Annotated in this window: 14 protein-coding genes; 9 read left to right on the top strand and 5 right to left on the bottom strand. The window is 73.8% G+C overall.

Annotation, left to right across the window (positions count from 1 at the left end):
• Positions 1-28 precede the first annotated feature (28 nt).
• Positions 29-1,513: a ribosome biogenesis GTPase Der gene (gene der / locus P3H78_RS15500; RefSeq protein WP_276109557.1), complete on the top strand. Its 1,485-nt coding sequence runs from the start codon at positions 29-31 to the stop codon at positions 1,511-1,513.
• A gap of 69 nt (positions 1,514-1,582) precedes the next feature.
• On the opposite strand, the gene P3H78_RS15495 is transcribed toward der, so the two are convergent.
• Together P3H78_RS15495 and P3H78_RS15490 are read right to left on the bottom strand one after the other, a co-directional pair.
• Entirely contained in the window at positions 1,583-1,978 is a 396-nt protein-coding gene (locus tag P3H78_RS15495) for a hypothetical protein (RefSeq protein ID WP_276109556.1), read from the bottom strand.
• 97 nt (positions 1,979-2,075) lie between these two features.
• Positions 2,076-2,864 carry a DUF8842 C-terminal domain-containing protein gene (locus tag P3H78_RS15490; RefSeq protein ID WP_276109555.1) on the bottom strand — a complete coding sequence of 263 codons (789 nt, stop codon included), beginning with the start codon at positions 2,862-2,864 and terminating at the stop codon, positions 2,076-2,078.
• A 541-nt stretch (positions 2,865-3,405) separates the two neighbouring features.
• Between P3H78_RS15490 and P3H78_RS15485 the strand changes: the two genes are divergently transcribed.
• From P3H78_RS15485 to P3H78_RS15475, 3 genes are all read left to right on the top strand, one after another.
• The gene (locus P3H78_RS15485) at positions 3,406-4,113 is read left to right on the top strand and encodes a LysM peptidoglycan-binding domain-containing protein (RefSeq protein ID WP_276109554.1); all 708 of its coding nucleotides are present in this window, start codon (positions 3,406-3,408) and stop codon (positions 4,111-4,113) included.
• A gap of 123 nt (positions 4,114-4,236) precedes the next feature.
• Positions 4,237-5,223: a helix-turn-helix transcriptional regulator gene (locus P3H78_RS15480; RefSeq protein ID WP_276109553.1), complete on the top strand. Its 987-nt coding sequence runs from the start codon at positions 4,237-4,239 to the stop codon at positions 5,221-5,223.
• 374 nt (positions 5,224-5,597) lie between these two features.
• Positions 5,598-5,813, top strand: coding sequence for an I78 family peptidase inhibitor (locus P3H78_RS15475; RefSeq protein WP_276109552.1), 216 nt, complete (start codon positions 5,598-5,600; stop codon positions 5,811-5,813).
• 135 nt (positions 5,814-5,948) lie between these two features.
• Here the strand turns inward: P3H78_RS15475 and P3H78_RS15470 are convergent, their stop codons facing one another.
• Together P3H78_RS15470 and P3H78_RS15465 are read right to left on the bottom strand one after the other, a co-directional pair.
• Positions 5,949-6,974 carry a phosphatase PAP2 family protein gene (locus P3H78_RS15470; RefSeq protein ID WP_276109551.1) on the bottom strand — a complete coding sequence of 342 codons (1,026 nt, stop codon included), beginning with the start codon at positions 6,972-6,974 and terminating at the stop codon, positions 5,949-5,951.
• Between the two features lie 238 nt (positions 6,975-7,212).
• The gene (locus P3H78_RS15465; protein ID WP_276109550.1) at positions 7,213-8,379 is read right to left on the bottom strand and encodes a putative hexosyltransferase; all 1,167 of its coding nucleotides are present in this window, start codon (positions 8,377-8,379) and stop codon (positions 7,213-7,215) included.
• Between the two features lie 262 nt (positions 8,380-8,641).
• Here P3H78_RS15465 and P3H78_RS15460 point away from each other — a divergent pair, with 262 nt between their 5' ends.
• Together P3H78_RS15460 and P3H78_RS15455 are read left to right on the top strand one after the other, a co-directional pair.
• A complete protein-coding gene (locus P3H78_RS15460; protein ID WP_276109549.1) occupies positions 8,642-10,246 on the top strand; it encodes an MFS transporter in 1,605 nt (534 codons plus the stop codon).
• 160 nt (positions 10,247-10,406) lie between these two features.
• Positions 10,407-11,597: an acyl-CoA dehydrogenase family protein gene (locus P3H78_RS15455; protein ID WP_276109548.1), complete on the top strand. Its 1,191-nt coding sequence runs from the start codon at positions 10,407-10,409 to the stop codon at positions 11,595-11,597.
• A 78-nt stretch (positions 11,598-11,675) separates the two neighbouring features.
• Here P3H78_RS15455 and P3H78_RS15450 read toward each other — a convergent pair whose 3' ends face one another.
• Positions 11,676-12,113: a cell division protein SepF gene (locus P3H78_RS15450; RefSeq protein ID WP_276109547.1), complete on the bottom strand. Its 438-nt coding sequence runs from the start codon at positions 12,111-12,113 to the stop codon at positions 11,676-11,678.
• A gap of 290 nt (positions 12,114-12,403) precedes the next feature.
• Between P3H78_RS15450 and P3H78_RS15445 the strand changes: the two genes are divergently transcribed.
• From P3H78_RS15445 to P3H78_RS15435, 3 genes are all read left to right on the top strand, one after another.
• A complete protein-coding gene (locus P3H78_RS15445; RefSeq protein ID WP_276109546.1) occupies positions 12,404-13,657 on the top strand; it encodes a DUF5685 family protein in 1,254 nt (417 codons plus the stop codon).
• A 927-nt stretch (positions 13,658-14,584) separates the two neighbouring features.
• Complete coding sequence (locus P3H78_RS15440; RefSeq protein ID WP_276109545.1) at positions 14,585-15,487, top strand: S1 family peptidase; 903 nt, start codon at positions 14,585-14,587, stop codon at positions 15,485-15,487.
• A gap of 459 nt (positions 15,488-15,946) precedes the next feature.
• Positions 15,947-17,026 carry a S1 family peptidase gene (locus tag P3H78_RS15435; RefSeq protein WP_276109544.1) on the top strand — a complete coding sequence of 360 codons (1,080 nt, stop codon included), beginning with the start codon at positions 15,947-15,949 and terminating at the stop codon, positions 17,024-17,026.
• Positions 17,027-17,181: the final 155 nt, after the last annotated feature.

The following is a 17,181-nucleotide window of genomic DNA, read 5'->3' as shown; positions in this document are numbered from 1 at the left end:
CACGAATGAACAACGAGGTACGGACTTCATGAACGACGACATCCAGCCCGACGGCTCGGCCGCGCACGAGTACGAGCACGGGGCGCTCGGCGACGCCGAGTACGCGGAGTTCATGGAGCTCGCCGCGGACGAGGGCTTCGACCTCCACGACGTCGAGGGCGCCATCGAGGAGGCCGGACACGGCCCGCTGCCCGTGCTCGCCGTCGTCGGCCGCCCCAATGTCGGCAAGTCGACCCTGGTGAACCGGATCATCGGCCGGCGCGAGGCGGTCGTCGAGGACAAGCCCGGCGTCACCCGCGACCGCGTGACCTACGAGGCCGAGTGGGCCGGCCGCCGCTTCAAGGTCGTCGACACCGGCGGCTGGGAGCAGGACGTCCTCGGCATCGACGCCTCCGTGGCCGCGCAGGCCGAGTACGCCATCGAGGCGGCCGACGCGGTCGTCTTCGTCGTCGACGCCAAGGTCGGCGCGACCGACACCGACGAGGCCGTCGTCCGGCTGCTGCGCAAGGCCGGCAAGCCGGTCGTGCTGGCCGCCAACAAGGTCGACGGCCCGAGCGGCGAGGCCGACGCCTCCTACCTGTGGTCTCTCGGCCTCGGCGAGCCGCACCCGGTCTCCGCGCTGCACGGCCGCGGCACCGGCGACATGCTGGACCGCGTCCTGGAGGCCCTGCCCGAGGCGCCCGCGCAGACCTTCGGCGCCGCGGTCGGCGGCCCCCGCCGCATCGCCCTGATCGGCCGCCCGAACGTCGGCAAGTCCTCGCTGCTGAACAAGGTGGCAGGCGAGGAGCGCGTGGTCGTCAACGAGCTGGCGGGCACCACCCGCGACCCGGTCGACGAGCTGATCGACCTGGGCGGCACCACCTGGAAGTTCGTCGACACCGCCGGCATCCGCAAGCGGGTCCACCTCCAGCAGGGCGCCGACTACTACGCCTCGCTGCGCACCGCCGCCGCCGTCGAGAAGGCCGAGGTGGCCGTCGTCCTCATCGACGCCTCCGAGAACATCTCGGTGCAGGACCAGCGCATCATCACCATGGCCGTCGACGCGGGCCGCGCGCTCGTCATCGCCTACAACAAGTGGGACACCCTCGACGAGGAGCGCCGCTACTACCTGGAGCGGGAGATCGAGACCGAGCTCGCGCAGATCGCCTGGGCGCCCCGGGTCAACGTCTCGGCGCGCACCGGCCGGCACATGGAGAAGCTGGTCCCGGCGATCGAGACGGCGCTCGACGGCTGGGAGACGCGTGTCCCCACCGGCCGCCTGAACGCCTTCCTCGGCGAGCTGGTGGCCGCCCACCCGCACCCGATCCGGGGCGGCAAGCAGCCGCGCATCCTGTTCGGCACCCAGGCCGGCACCAAGCCGCCGCGGTTCGTGCTCTTCGCCTCCGGCTTCATCGAGGCGGGCTACCGCCGCTTCGTCGAGCGCCGGCTGCGCGAGGAGTTCGGCTTCGAGGGCACGCCGATCCACATCTCGGTGCGGGTGCGCGAGAAGCGCGGCGCGAACAAGAAGAAGTAGCGCGGCCCCAGTCGCGGCAGAGGCCGGGAGGGCGTCCCCCGCCGGGGGACGCCCTCCCGGCCTCGTGGTTCACCGGCCGCCCTGCCGACCGGGCGGCAGCGCGGCCGGCACGACCTGCGTCCCGGAGTCCTGCCGCCCGAGCGTGCCGACCCGCTGCCACTGCGCCTGCTGCTGGCCGGTGCCGTGCCGCGTGCTGTACGCCCCGGCGCCGTAGGCGCTGTAGCCGTGCGCGCCGTACGCGACCGAGCCGTGCCCCTGGCCGTACGGGAGGTTCCCGAACCCGATGAAGACCAGGTCCTCCTCGCCGCTGCGGTCGCCCGGCAGGGTCCGGTAGGACTTCACGTACTCGGCGTAGAGCGCGTCGTAGATCGGCGTGGCCGAGTAGCTGCTGATGGGGTCCGGTGCGGTCCGCGCGGACGGGATCGGATGGTACGGCTGGCGGCGGGGAACGTCGTATGCGTGCACGTAGGGCCAAACGACCCCGCGTGCAAAGGGATGCGGGGTCGAAGCACCCCAAAAGGGGCGCGGGGCTGCACATGGTGCAGCCCCGGCGCGCGGGTGCTCAGGTCCCCGCGAGCGGCAGCGCCGCCGCCACCAGCCGGCCGGAGGCCGCCGCCCTGTCCAGGGCGTCCCGGAGCAGGTCCTCGCGGGGCTGCCGCCCGATCGACCCGACCGGCGCGGCGAACACCAGCACCTGCTGGTGCTTGTTGGCCGCGGCCCGCCAGCCGTCCGTGACCTGGAGCGGCTGGTGCGCCTGCCACCAGGCCACCGCCTGGCCGCCGTTGCTCCCGGCCTGGAGCACCGCGTGCAGCTGCCCCATCGCCAGCAGCACGGACCAGCCGTGCAGCACGGGCGGCACGGCGGCGATCTCGGGCACCGGCTGGAACCCCTGCTCGACCAGCATCGGGAGGAACGCGTCACCGGGCCCCGTGGTGCCCGGGCGCGCGATGGGCCCGGTCGGCTCGACGACGAGGGCCGGGTGCAACTCCCCGGTGATCAGCACGAGTCCGCTGGTGACCCCGAGGACGGCCTGCTCCGGCACCGACGCCGGGGGCTGCGCCTCGGCGGTCCGCGAGCCGGCGTTGATGGAGCGCACGGCGCCCTGCAGCTGCTCCTCGGTGACCTGGACGACCTGCGAGGGCAGGCAGCCGGCGTGGGCGAAGGCGAGGACGGCGGTCTCGTCGCCGATGAACAGGACGGTGCTGGTGTGCTCCTGCGCGGAGTCGCCCGGGGTGCGGCAGGACGTGCAGTCGTAACTGCCCGGGGCGTTCTCTCCGGCGAGCAGCCGGTCGGCTTCTTCGTCGCCGATCTCGGCGCGAACGGCGTCACTGACGTCGAGCATGCGCGGCACGGGTGGCTCCCTCGGAATGCGGTGCGTGTCGGGACCGGGTGGCTCCCGGCCCGTGAACCGGGTGGGCCCTCGGCTCATGAAGATGACAACGGGCGATCTGTGGCGGGGGTCACGCCCTTCGGCGAACGGAATCGAACCATCCGACGCGCACGGTCACGAGGGGTGCGGAATCCGGCACTCATCGTCAACTCCATGCCAGGTCAAGGCCCTTGATGGGGTGAAGTGCCTCACAGGGCATGCCTGGCCTTGGTTGACATATCGGGAAATCAGCTAATGAAGTGGGTGTCCGAAAATCGACGATACCCGAGGTAACGGGCAACTGGCCTGGAAGGACACGGAGTTGGTTGATACCGGCTCCCCCTGCTCCCTACATTCCTTCGCCGTGTGCAACGAGCACCGCTCGGGTACGTCCGCCGGCCGCACCAACTGCAGCAGTACAGCCTCCTGTTCCGGCGGACGGGGCGGAGCGCGGCGACCGCGTCATCGCGGCACGGCGCGCCACCGCCCTGGGGGGACCCCGGGTTGTTCGAGAGGGACCTACATGTCCGATTGTGCCGATACCACGCACAGCACCGCCCGACGGAACCGGACGGCCGCCGCGCTGGCCGGGGCGGCCCTGCTCGCCCCGCTCGGGCTGCTGGCCGCGACCGGCGACGCCCACGCGGCGGACGGCGGGGTGTGGGACCGCATCGCCCAGTGCGAGAGCGGCGGAAACTGGCACATCAACACCGGCAACGGCTACTACGGCGGACTCCAGTTCGCCGCCTCGACCTGGCGCGCGTACGGCGGCTCGGCCTACGCGCCCACCGCAGACCGGGCCTCCCGGTCGGCGCAGATCGCCGTCGCCGCCAAGGTCCAGCAGGCGCAGGGCTGGCAGGCCTGGCCGGTCTGCTCGGCCCGGGCCGGAGCCTCCGGCGGCGCCCCGCAGCCGGCGGCGGACGGCACCGGGCCGTCCCACGAGCCGCGCCGGACCCCCACCGCGCACACCGCCGCCGAGGCGGCCGGACGCAGCGGCCGGGAGGCCACCCCGGCCCGCGGGCCGGCGTCCACGCCCGGCGGCACCGCGGGGCGCACAGGCCGCGACGCCTCCGGCACGTACACCGTCCGTGAGGGGGACACGCTGAGTTCCATCGCCGCCCGGCACGGGACCGGCTGGCACCGGCTCTACGCCGCCAACCGGGCCGTCGTCGGCGCCGACCCGAACCTGATCGTCCCCGGGCAGCGCCTGGTCCTCCGATCCGCCCCGTGACGACCCGGGCCCGGGGCCCCGTCCGGTCCACGGACCGGACGGGGCCCGTCCACCGTGACGCCCGCGGCCGCCCGCACGCCCTTGCGGACGGCCGCTGTCCGCAAGGCCTGGCAGACTCGCCCCATGCTGGAGACCTCGGCACGACTGCTGCGTCTGCTCTCCCTGCTCCAGGCCCACCGCGAGTGGTCCGGGGCCGAACTGGCCCGCCGGCTCGGGGTCACCCCGCGCACCGTGCGCCGCGACGTGGACCGGCTGCGCGACCTCGGCTACCCGGTCAACGCCAGCCCCGGCACCGGCGGCGGCTACCAACTGGGCGCGGGCGCCGAACTGCCCCCGCTGCTGCTGGACGACGACGAGGCGGTGGCGGTGGCCGTCGGACTGCGCACCGCCGCCGGACAGGGCATCGAGGGCATCGGCGAGACCTCGGTACGGGCCCTGGCCAAGCTGGAGCAGGTGCTGCCCGGCCGGCTGCGGCGCCGGGTCGCCGCCCTCAACGCCGTCACCGTGCCGATGCTGCGTGGCCCGGGGCCCTCCGCCGTCGACCCGGCCGTCCTGACCGAACTGGCCCAGCTGTGCCGGGACTCCGAGATCCTTCGCTTCGCCTACCGCGGCCACGACGGCGCCGGGAGCCGCCGCACCGTCGAACCGCACCGGCTGGTGTGCACCGAGCGCCGCTGGTACCTCGTCGCCTGGGACCGGGAGCGCGAGGACTGGCGGACGTTCCGCGTCGACCGCATCACCCCCAGGCCGCCGCACGGCCCACGGTTCGCCCCGCGCACCCCGCCCGCCGACGACCTCGCCGCCTACGTCTCCCGCGGCGTCTCCACCCGCGTGTACGCCCAGCACGCCGTGGTCCGGCTGCTGGTGCCGCTGGAGCGGGCCGCCGAGCGGATCTCGCCCACGGCCGGGACACTGCGGGCCGACGGGCCGGACGCCTGCGTCCTGAGCACCGGCGCCACCGGTCTGGACGCGATGGTCGTGCACGTGATGATGACCGGATTCCCCTTCGAGGTGCTGGATCCGCCGGAGCTGGTCGACGCGATCCGCAGTGCGCGGGACCGGCTCGGCGACGCGGTGGCCCGGTCGGCGGCCGGGGGCACGGCGCAGTGAGAGGGGCCCCGGCGTACTGTGCCGCGGCGGTGCAATTCCTGTGAGCCGACCGCCGCCGGGATCGGGTGGGGGCGGCGGGCGGGAGTGGCCGGGGGAAGGAGGCGGGGAAGGGGGAGCGGGCCCGGAGTAATGCGGTCCCCACCGGTTCCGGATCGGTTCTTCCCGCCCCTTTCGCCGACTCTTTTTCCGAAGGCGCTCCCGGACCGAGGTAATTGCGTTCGAATGGACGCGGAAGGGGCGCGGACCGCCCCCGCGCACGACGGAGTTCGGGCCGCCGTCGCGCAGGCGTGCTGTGACAGAAGTGTGACAGGCGGGCCCGGAGCGGCCGGCCGCACGGCGGGCGGGAGTTCGGTGCCATGGCCTAGCGTGGCGGCATGGCACCGATACCCACTCCGCCAGCGGAGCCCCAGGACAGTCCGGACGGATACGTCGGTCTCGAGGCCGAGGAGGCCGAGCGGCTCGCCCGCGAGCGCGGCTGGTCCGCCGTGCGGTCGCTGCCGCCCGGCACGGTCATCACCATGGAGTACCGCGTGGGGCGGCTCAACTTCGAGGTGGCGGACGGCCGTGTGAGGCGCGCCTGGAAGGGCTGACCGGATCCCCGCGGCCGCCGAACCCGGCCGCCACGGCGAAGGCCCCGGTTCCCGACGCGCGATGCGTCGGGAACCGGGGCCTTCGCCGCGTGCGGGTCCGGGTGCGTACCGGGCCGCGGTGCGGGGCAGCCGCGGTCAGCCGCCCGCCAGGGGGCGCGCCGCCGGAGCGGTGCCGCGCGGCACCCGGTCGGCGTGCGGCGGCCGGCGGCTGCCCGCCGGGGTGACCGGGGTCCGCTCCGAGCGGGCCGTGTGCGGGCCGGGCGCGAGGTGGGCCGGCGGACGGGAGACCCGGCCGGCGCCGACCGTCTCGCGGGCCGACTCGTCGGCGACGGGGGAGCGGGGCTTGAGAACCGTCGGGGCGCCGACGGGAGCGGCCGGTGCGGGCACCCGGATTGGGCGGCCGAGGCGCTCGCGCAGCCGGTCGCGCCGGTCCAGCAGCCACAGTTCGGCCCGGGCGATCAGCGGCTCGAACCACGGCAGCGCCAGCATGATCAGCAGTCCCGCGGCCCAGCCGAGGAGCACGTCGCTCAGCCAGTGCGTCCCCAGGTACACGGTGGTGAGCCCGACGCCGAGCGACGTCACGGCGGACAGCGCCGACAGCCAGCGGCGGGCGCGCGGGGTGGAGGCCAGGTAGGCCAGGATCCCCCAGGTCACCACCGCGTTGGCGGTGTGCCCGCTGGGAAATATGTCGCCGCCCAGGCCCATCTCGTTCGAGCCGATGACGGTGGCGTAGTGCGGTCCGAGACGTCCCATGCCGAGCTTCGCGGCGCCGACCGTGATGTTCAGCAGGAGCAGGGACGCGGCGAGCGTGAGCAGCGGGCGCAGGGTGTGCTGCCGCCAGGAGCGCCAGCCCAGCCACGCGGCGACCATCACGGCGGTGGGGCCGCGCTGGCCCAGCACCACGTAGTAGTCGAGGAACGCGTGGATCTGCGGCCACTGCTGGTACGGCCGGAAGAACATGACCTGCCAGTCCAGCCGGATCAGCCACGAGGTGGTCACCACGGCCCAGACGATGGACAGGTAGAACGCCAGGGTCGCCGAGAAGAGCACGACCCGGTGCCGGCTCATCCGCGGCACGTCGATGTGCGCCGGCCGTTGCGACTCACGGTCCAGCCTGGCGAACACCCGGTCCAGGCGGGTGAGGTCTCGTTCGGTACGCACCTAATCGACGTTACAGCGACTGTGCTCAGCTCCCTGACGAATCAAGGGCTTTGTGATGACGATGTGATGTGGGATTACTCTCAACCGGGCTTTATTCGTGCGGATTCCGCATTGCGGCGCGGTCTGCGGCCTGCAATTCCTCTGATCATTCCGGCGGCGCTTATATGGTGCTTATAAATGCGTTAACCGAACGCTCGGGTCGAATTTCCCCGCACGACCGTCCGGCAGGCCGCTCCGGTCAGGGGGGCCCGGAGCCGTTCAGCCAGAAGGCCCCGTAGACCGCCGAGACCGCCGCGGCGCCGCCCACGACCAGTGCCGCCCGGGAGGTGCGCAGCCGCGCGAGGGCCGCGGCGAGAGGGAAGAGCAGCGGGAACGCGGGCAGCAGCAGGCGCGGCTTGGAGCCGAAGTAGCTCGACGCGCACAGCGCGAGCGCGGTGACCACACCCGAGTACACCAGTACCGGCAGCGGCTGGCGCTGCCGCGCGCCGGTGACGTACAGCCAGATCACCGCGGCGACCCCGAGGACGAGGCCGAGCCCGGCGAGGGCCGACGGGAAGGAGGCGAACCTGGCGGCGACGAACCGGGCGAACGCGTACCCGCCGTCGAAGCCGTTGCGCCAGCCGGCCTGGACGTCGAGGTAGCCGAGCGGGCCGCGGCCGGTGCGGTGGCCGACCCACAGGACGTACCCGGCGGCGCCGAGAGGGGCCAGCAGCATGCCGAGGGCGCGCCGGAGGTTCTGCGCGCCGTCCCCCGTGCCCGCGCTCCGGTTTCGCACGAAGGAGGTGACGGCCGCCACCCAGACCGCGGCCACGACGGCGGCCCCCACCGGCCGGGTCAGCCCGGACAGCAGCGCCAGCGCGCCCGCGGTCACCCACCGCCCGGTCAGCACCGCGTACAGGGACCAGGCGGCCAGCGCGGTGAACAGGGACTCGCTGTACGCCATCGACTGCACGACGGCGACCGGCAGCACCCCCCACAGCAGCACCGCGCAGATCCCCGCCCGGCGGCCGAGCACGAGTTCCGCGACCACGAAGACGCCCCAGGCCGCGGCGAGCGAGGCGAGCAGGCCGACCGTGAGGCCCGCGTCCGCGTACGACAGCGGGGTCACCGCGGCGACCAGCCGCTCCAGCCAGGGCAGCAGCGGGAAGAAGGCCAGGTCGGAGTGGACGTCCCCGTTCGGCAGCCGCACCACGTGGCCGTAGCCGAGGCCCGCGATCCGGGCGTACCAGAGCGCGTCCCAGCGGGCGGTCAGCAGGGTGTGGGCGCTCCGGCCGCGCGCGGCGCTCCAGACGGCCAGCACCAGCAGGCCCAGGAGGCGGGCGGCCGCGTACCCGAGCAGCGCCGGGGCGGCCCGGCGCAGGGCCCCGGGCCGGGGCGGCGCCACGTGCGTCTCGAGATCGGTCACGGGCTCGATTATCGGCCGTCCGCGGACCCGCCCCGTCCCTCGGGCGCTCGGGGCGGGGGCGTGCGCGTGGCGCACGCCACACGAGGTCGCCGCGGAGTCTGAGAGCTGGGACACGTGGCCGTGCGGCGGACTCGCGTAGGCTGGCGAGTCACTCGCACGTCGCTGCGCGGGCCGGAGACCACCGCTCCTCTCCGGCCGAGCCGCGGGAGGTCCCCGTCCCGCAGGCCCGCCGACCGCGAGGGATCATCCGGGAGGTACGTGCATGTCCCCGACGACCGCGGCCGTCGCCGCGCCGAGCCCCCGGACGGCCGGGGCCGGTGCGAACCGCTGGGTCGTCCTGGTCGTCCTCTGCGTCAGCCTGCTGCTCGTCGCCATCGACGCCACGGTGCTGCACGTGGCCGTGCCCGCCGTGACCGAGGACCTCCGGCCCGGTGCCATCGAGCTCCTCTGGATCGTCGACACCTACCCGCTGGTCTGCGCCGCCCTGCTGATCCTGTTCGGCACACTCGGCGACCGGGTGGGCCGCCGGCGGATCCTGCTCCTGGGGTACGGGCTCTTCGGCGTCGCGTCCGCCCTGGCGGCCCTCGCGCAGAACCCGCTGACGCTGATCCTCGCGCGCGGGCTGCTCGGCGTCGGCGGCGCCATGATCATGCCCGCGACCCTGTCCCTGCTGCGGCAGGTCTTCCCCGACCGGCGCGAGCGTGCGCTGGCCATCGGGGTGTGGAGCGCGGTCGCCGCGGTCGGCGCGGCGGTCGGCCCGCTGCTCGGCGGCTTCCTGCTGGAGCACTTCTGGTGGGGGTCGGTCTTCCTCGTCAACATCCCGCTGATGCTGGTCAGCCTGCCGGTGGGCCGGCTGCTCCTGCCCGAGTCGACCGGTGAACGGGACGGCCCCTGGGACGTGGCCGGCGCGCTGATGGCGGCGGGCGGGATGTTCGGTGCGGTCCTCGGGGTGAAGCGCCTCGGCGGAGGGGAGGACGCGCTGAGCCCGCTCACCCTCGTGCCGCTGCTGGTGGGGGCCGTGCTGCTGGCGGCATTCGTGAGGCGCCAGCGACGCCGACCGCACCCGCTGGTGGATCTCGGGATGTTCGCGCGGCCCGCCTTCAGCACCTCGGTGGGGTGCATCGTGCTCGCCATGCTGGCACTGGTCGGACTCGAACTGATCGCGGCCCAGTACCTGCAGCTGGTACTCGGCCTGTCCCCGCTGCAGACCGGGCTGCGGCTGCTCCCGCTGACCTTCGCGGCGATGGCCGCCGGGCTGGCCGGGGCGCGGATGCTGCGCCGGTTCGGCCCGCGGCGCATGGTGTGCGCCGGGTTCTGCCTGACCGCGGCCGCGGTGCTGTCGCTCACGGCGATGGGCGGCCGCGACGACGCCCGGCTGCTGCTGGCCGGCTTCGTCCTGCTCGGGTTCGGCCTGGAGACGACGCTCTTCGGGGCGTACGAGTCGATGCTGAGCGAGGCCCCGGCGGCGCGTGCGGGCGGCGCGGCGGCGATCGGCGAGACCTCGTACCAGCTCGGGGCGGGCATCGGCATCGCCCTGCTCGGCACCGTGATGAACGCGGCCTACGCACCCGGCCCCGCGGCCGCGCACGGCGTCCCGGCGGGCGCCGCGCGGGAGGCGTCGCACTCACTGGGCGAGGCGTACGAGGTCTCCGACCGCATCGGCGGCCCGGCCGGTGAGGTGCTGCGGCGGGTGGCCCGCGACTCCTTCGTCCACGGTCTGCACGTGACCCTGCTGGTCAGTGCGGGACTGCTGCTGCTCGGCGCGGTGATGGCACTGCGGCTGCCGCGCGTGATGACCTGCGAGGAGGAGGCGCCGGTGGAGCTGCCCGTCCAGCGCGAGGCGGAGCGGCCCCCCGTCCCGGCCTGACCCGGCAGGGCGGCACCCCGCCTCCGCCGCCCTCCCGGCACCGCGCCTCGGCCGGGCGCCGGCGCGGGGGACGGGCTGGACGTGCGGGAGACTGCGTCGTAACGTCGGGCCGGAGTCGCGTAACTAGCGCTGCTAGTTTTCAGTTGTCGGAGGGTGTCCCATGTCCGCGTCCGCGAAGTTGCCCCCGTTCGACCCCGCCGATCCGCTCGGCGTCGACGACCTGCTGGACCCGGAGGACCTGGCCGTCCGCGACACCGTGCGTGCCTGGGCCGCCGACCGGGTGCTGCCGCACATCGCCGAGTGGTACGAGAGCGGTGAGCTGCCCGGCGTGCGGGAACTCGCCCGGGAACTCGGCTCCCTCGGCGCCCTCGGCATGTCCCTGACCGGATACGGCTGCGCCGGCGCGACCGCGGTCCAGTACGGACTGGCCTGCCTGGAGCTGGAGGCCGCCGACTCCGGCATCCGGTCGCTGGTCTCGGTGCAGGGCTCGCTCGCGATGTACGCCGTCCACCGCTTCGGTTCCGAGGAGCAGAAGCAGACCTGGCTGCCCCGCATGGCCGCGGGCGAGGTGATCGGCTGCTTCGGCCTCACCGAACCGGACCACGGCTCCGACCCCGCCTCCATGCGCACCCACGCCAAGCGCGACGGCGCCGACTGGATCCTCAACGGCCGCAAGATGTGGATCACCAACGGCTCGGTCGCGGGCGTCGCCGTGGTCTGGGCGCAGACCGAGGACGGCATCCGCGGATTCGTGGTGCCGACGGACAGCCCCGGCTTCTCCGCCCCGGAGATCCGGCACAAGTGGTCCCTGCGGGCCAGCGTCACCAGCGAGCTGGTCCTGGACGACGTACGCCTGCCGGCCGACGCGGTGCTGCCCGAGGGCGCCGGACTGCGCGGACCGCTCAGCTGCCTGTCGCACGCCCGCTACGGGATCGTCTGGGGATCGATGGGCGCGGCCCGCTCCAGCTTCGAGGCCGCCCTCGACTACGCGCGCTCGCGCGAGCAGTTCGGCCGGCCCATCGGCGGCTTCCAGCTCACCCAGGCCAAGCTCGCCGACATGGCGCTCGAACTGCACAAGGGGATCCTGCTCGCCCACCATCTCGGCCGCCGCATGGACGCCGGCCGCCTGCGTCCCGAGCAGGTCAGCTTCGGCAAGCTCAACAACGTGCGGGAGGCCATCGAGATCTGCCGCACGGCGCGCACGATCCTCGGGGCCAACGGCATCTCCCTGGAGTACCCGGTGATGCGGCACGCGACCAACCTGGAGTCGGTGCTCACCTACGAGGGCACCGTGGAGATGCACCAGCTGGTGCTGGGCAAGGCGCTCACCGGTCTCGACGCCTTCCGGTGAGGCGCGCCGGGACCCGTGCCGGAGCCCGCGCTCCCGGTCGGGGCCCCGGGTGGGGCAGGGCCGGTGTCCGGCCCTGCCTCAGCTCTGGTTGAAGAAGCCGTCCGAGCGGTGCGTCCCCGGGTCGCCGCTGACGATCTCGGTGTCGGCGGGGGAGAGCAGGAACACCCGGTTGGACACGCGGTCGATGGAGCCGCGCAGACCGAACACGAGCCCGGCGGCGAAGTCGACGACGCGCTTGGCGTCGGCGGCCTCCATCGCCGTCAGGTTCATGATGACCGGGACGCCCTCCCGGAACATCTCCCCGACGGCCCGCGCGTCCCGGAAGCTGTCCGGCGTCACGGTGCCGATCCGGCGGCCCTTCTCCTCCGCCACGTCCGAGGCGACCTTCACGCGGGGGTCGGTGACCCAGGCGTCCCCGGACTCGGTGCCCTCGGAGTAGTCGTCGTCGTAGTAGCGCTCGTCGTCGTTGTCGTCGACGAGGCCGAGCCACGCACTCGCCTTGCGTACCGATCCCATGGACGCCTCCTCTCACAGCGGTCCTTCATGCTTTCCGCATCCCTATGGTCATCCATGATGCGGACGGCGCGCCAAGTGGATAGACGCCGCGCGGGGGGTTTGTGACGGTACTGGTGCACAGCAGATCCGTCGAGAGCCCGTGTGCCCCAAGGGTCGTGGCCTACACGGCTGCTGACTGTGAGTGAAATATGATTGTCCACGGCGGATGGGTGACGCACGGGGCGTACGAGTGAACGAAGGGGCCGATACGATGCGGCAGCTCAACGTCGTACGCATTACGGGGGATCGTCGTGTTCGGAGTGGTCCGGCCCTGCCGTCATCGGCTCGGTGAGCGTCTCGGGGCCCAGTGGATGGCCCACTTGTGCGGGTTGTGCCTGGCCCTGCGGGGTGACCACGGGCAGCTCGCGCGCATCGTCACGAACTACGACGGGCTGCTCGTCTCGGTCCTGACGGAGGCTCAGGTACGTCCGGACGGGCGGGCCCGGACCGGCGCGGGTCGGCGCACCGCGGGCCCCTGCCCGCTGCGCGGCATGCGCACCGCCTCGGTCGCACAGGGTGACGGGGCGCGGCTCGCGGCCGCCGTCTCGCTCGTGCTCGCCGCCGCGAAGGTGCGCGACCATGTCGCCGACGGGGACGGACTGCTGGCCCGTCGGCCGGTGGCGCTCGCCGCCCGCCGCGTCGCCGCCGGATGGGACCGCGCGGGCGCCCGGACCGGGGCCGCCGTCGGCTTCGACACCGCCGTCCTCGTCGACGCGGTGGACCGGCAGGGCGGGATCGAGGCGCTCGCCGGGCCGGGCACGCCGATCCTCACGGTCACCGAGCCCACCGAGACCGCCACCGCCGCCGCGTTCGCGCACACCGCCCACCTCGCCGGCCGGCCGGGCAACGCCGGACCGCTCGCCGAGGCCGGACGCCTCTTCGGCCGGCTCGCCCACCTCCTGGACGCCGTCGAGGACCGGGCCGCCGACGCGGCCTCGGGCGCCTGGAACCCGCTGACCGCGACCGGCACCCCGCTCACCGAGGCACGCCGGCTCGCCGACGACGCAGTGCACGGCATCCGTCTCGCCCTGCGCGAGGCGGAGTTCACGGACGGGCAGCTCGCCCACCTGCTGCTCGTGCACGAACTGCGCCGCTCCGTGGACCGGGCCTTCGGTGCCCGGACCTGCGGGCACGTCCCCGCCGCCGCACCGGACGCGGGCGGCACCCCCGCCGCCTCCTTCGGACCGCCCCAGGGCCCGTACGCCCCGCAGGGTCCGGGAGTCCCGCACGACCCCCGCCACCCGCACGCCGGGGGCGGCAACCCCCTCGGCGGCGGGCCCCCGCGTCCCACCGGGCGCGGATTCTGGGCGGGGTGCGCGGCCGCCGTGGGGCTGTGCTGCACCTGCCGGGCCTGCTGCGCCGACGAGTTCGAGGGACCGTGGTCGGGGAAGCGGCGCGAGGGCTGGTGCTCCGGCGCCGACTGCGGCGACTGCTGCGACGCGTGCCAGTGCTGCGAGTGCTTCGAATGCTGCGAGTGCTGCGAGTGCTGCGACTGCGGGGTGTGACGGAGCGTCGGGGGCGCGGTCCGGTCCGGCGGGTGACTCCGGTGGGCGGTGCGGTGCAGCGCTGGGTGGTGCGGTATGCGCGGCCGGTGGGCGGGGCCGGTTGCCGGGGGCGGAGGGGCGCAGGAGCGTCTGTGCCGGGGCCATCCGGTCGTCGTCCGGCCGGGGGATTCCGGTGGGCCGGCGGCCCGGTGGGCCGGGTGGTGCGTGCGGGTGCGGGAGGGGGCCCGGCCCCTGCGGCGGGAGCGCGGTGCGCTGAGCACGCCCCTCGGGGCGCCTGCGCCCCCGTGTCGCCCGGTTTGCTGAACCGTCCCCGCATGGAAGGGTCCTCGCATGACCGGCGCGTCGGACCAGGGGATGCCGTGGCGCGGGCACCGCTCCGGCGCGGCGCCCGCGCCGTTCGCGCCGCCCGCCCTTCCCCGGCCGCCCGCCCTCCACCGTCCGGCCGCCGCCCACCGGCCGAGCTCTGCTCCGTGGCCGGGAGGAGCCCCTCGGCCGGCCGCCGGCCACGGCCCGGCCGGTCATCCGGACGGTCGAATTCCGGACAACCTCCCGCGCCGGACGCCCGGAGGCCACGGTGTCGTGCGCACCGCGGCCGGCACGGGCGCCCCCGCGGCCGCCGGCCGGTCCCGCTCAGGCCGGTTCCTGGGCGAACGGCAGATACCGGAGGGCGAGCGCCCCCCGCTCGGATGACCGCCCTCCGCATGCCCTGACCCGGCGTCACATCGTCCTGATCGCACACACTCCACTCGAACCGCACACAGTCGCACGGCCGAAAGGCACCCTTGCGGCGACCGGTCGTTCGGCCGAATACTCCCCCCAGCGCTTGTCAGGGTCACGGCGTGTCCGAATTCGAACTCCGTCCCTGGCTGCGCCTCACGGGCTGCGACCCCACGCCGGCCCCCGACTTCCTTTGTGGAGGAACGACAAGTGAGGATCAAGCGCACCACCCCGCGCAGCGGTATCGCGAGACGGACCCGGCTGATCGCCGTCGCCTCCGGACTCGTGGCCGCCGCAGCGATCGCGGTCCCCAACGCGAGCGCGTCCGACGCGACGACCTTCAGTGCCGCTCAGCTCAGCACGGCGAGCGACTCGGTGCTCAAGGCCGACATCCCGGGCACCGCCTGGGCCGTCGACAGCAAGACCAACCGTGTCGTCGTCACGGTGGACAATACGGTCACCCCGGCGGAGATCACCCAGATCAAGCAGCGTGCGGGGGGCAACTCCGGCGCGCTGACCATCAAGCACACACCGGGCAGGTTCAACAAGCTGATCTCCGGCGGCGACGCCATCTATGCGAGTAGCTGGCGCTGCTCGCTGGGCTTCAACGTCCAGGACTCCAGCGGGAACTACTACTTCCTGACCGCCGGTCACTGCACCGACGGCGCCGGCACGTGGTGGGCGAACTCCTCGCACTCCACCACGCTCGGCTCCACGGCCGGCTCCTCCTTCCCGGGCAACGACTACGGCATCGTCCGCTACACCAACAGCTCGGTGACCAAGTCGGGCATGGTGGGCAGCCAGGACATCACCAGTGCGGCGACGCCGTCCGTCGGCACCACCGTCTACCGTCGCGGCTCCACGACCGGCACGCACAGCGGCCGCGTCACCGCGCTCAACGCGACGGTCAACTACGGGGGCGGCGACATCGTCTCCGGCCTGATCCAGACCACGGTGTGCGCCGAGCCCGGCGACTCCGGCGGCCCGCTGTACGGCGGTACCACCGCCTACGGTCTGACCTCCGGCGGCAGCGGCGACTGCACCTCCGGCGGCACGACCTTCTTCCAGCCCGTCACCGAGGCGCTCAGCGCCTACGGGGTCCACGTCTACTGACGGAAACCCCGGATCATCCCGCGGCTGGGCCCGGCCGCGGCCGACGGCACCGGGCGAGCCCCCGCACGCAACCGGCGTGCGGGGGCTCGCTCCTGTGCGGGACCTATGCGGGACCTGTGCGGGCGGGGGGCGTGTGGGACGTCCTCGTGCCCGGTGCGCGGCCGGATCCGCACCGTCGGAATCCGGCCCGGAGCCGATCGTTCGACGGATGGTTTCAAGACAGGACTAGACCTCACAGACCGCTCATAGGTTACTCGCACGTAGTGTTTGCGGTGCGAACGGAACCCCGCCGACCTCGGACAGTCAAGGCGCAACGGGCGTACGCCGGTTGCCGTACGCCCGTCCAGAACTCGACCTTGTGTGCCCCCTGCGGGCCTCGGAATAGTGGGCCCCCAACCGCCTTCCGGCTCCCGGGGTCCCCACAATCCCGTGGGCCGATCCCCCCACAGGAGGACTGAGTTGAAGCACCGACGCATATCCAGGCGCCGAGTGGCCGTGGCCGGAGCGGGCATCGCCGCGCTGGTCGCCGCGGGCATCACCTTCCAGACTGCGAACGCGAGCGAGGCGCCGAAGACCCCCGAGGCGCAGACCCTGTCGTCGGTGGCGGCCGGAAAGCTCGCCTCCACGCTGGTCGACCGCCTCGGCTCCGACGCGGCGGGCACGTACTACGACGCCCGGGCGAAGAAGCTCGTGGTGAACGTGCTCGACGCCGCCGCGGCCAAGTCCGTCCAGCAGGCCGGCGCCAGGGCCAGAGTCGTCGAGAACTCGCTCGCGGCGCTGGACGGGGCGCGCGCCACGCTGAAGAAGGACGCGACCATCCCCGGCACCTCGTGGGCGACCGACCCGGTCTCCGACAAGGTCGTCGTCACCGCGGACCGCACCGTCTCCAGGGCCGCGTGGGGCAAGCTCTCCAAGGTCGCGCAGGGGCTCGGCGCCAAGGTCGAACTCAAGCGTTCGAAGGGTGAGTTCAAGCCCTTCGTGGCGGGCGGCGACGCCATCACGGGGTCGGGCGGCCGCTGCTCGCTCGGCTTCAACGTGGTCAAGGGCGGCCAGCCGTTCTTCCTCACCGCCGGGCACTGCACCCAGGCGATCTCGTCCTGGTCCGACTCCAGCGGCACCCAGATCGGCACGAACGCGCAGTCCAGCTTCCCGGGCAACGACTTCGGGCTGGTCAAGTACACCGGCTCCGCCGACCACCCGAGCGCGGTGGACCTGTACAACGGCTCGACGCAGGCGATCACCAAGGCCGCCGACGCCACCGTCGGCGAGAAGGTGACCCGCAGCGGCTCCACGACCCATGTGCACTCCGGCACGGTCAAGGGTCTGAACGCGACCGTGAACTACTCGGAGGGCACGGTCACCGGCCTCATCCAGACCGACGTGTGCGCCGAGCCCGGTGACAGCGGCGGCTCGCTGTTCGACGGCGACGCCGCGGTCGGCCTCACCTCCGGAGGCAGCGGCGACTGCACCAACGGCGGCGAGACCTTCTTCCAGCCGGTCACCGAGGCGCTCTCGGCCACCGGAACCCAGATCGGCTGACCCCGGGCGGCCCCGAAGGCCCCGTCCCCCGCACCGGCGGAGGGCGGGGCCTCCCGCATGCCCGGACGGCCGCACTGCTGGGGCATGTGCGCAGGTGGGACGGGCCGTCGCGGGTATCGCACAGATGTTCGGAAATTGGTCTATGGTGGGGGTGG

Origin of the sequence: Streptomyces tropicalis (assembly GCF_029269835.1) — a bacterium.
GTDB classification, from domain to species: Bacteria; Actinomycetota; Actinomycetes; order Streptomycetales; family Streptomycetaceae; genus Streptomyces; species Streptomyces tropicalis.
This window is presented reverse-complemented; position numbering and strand designations above follow the sequence as displayed.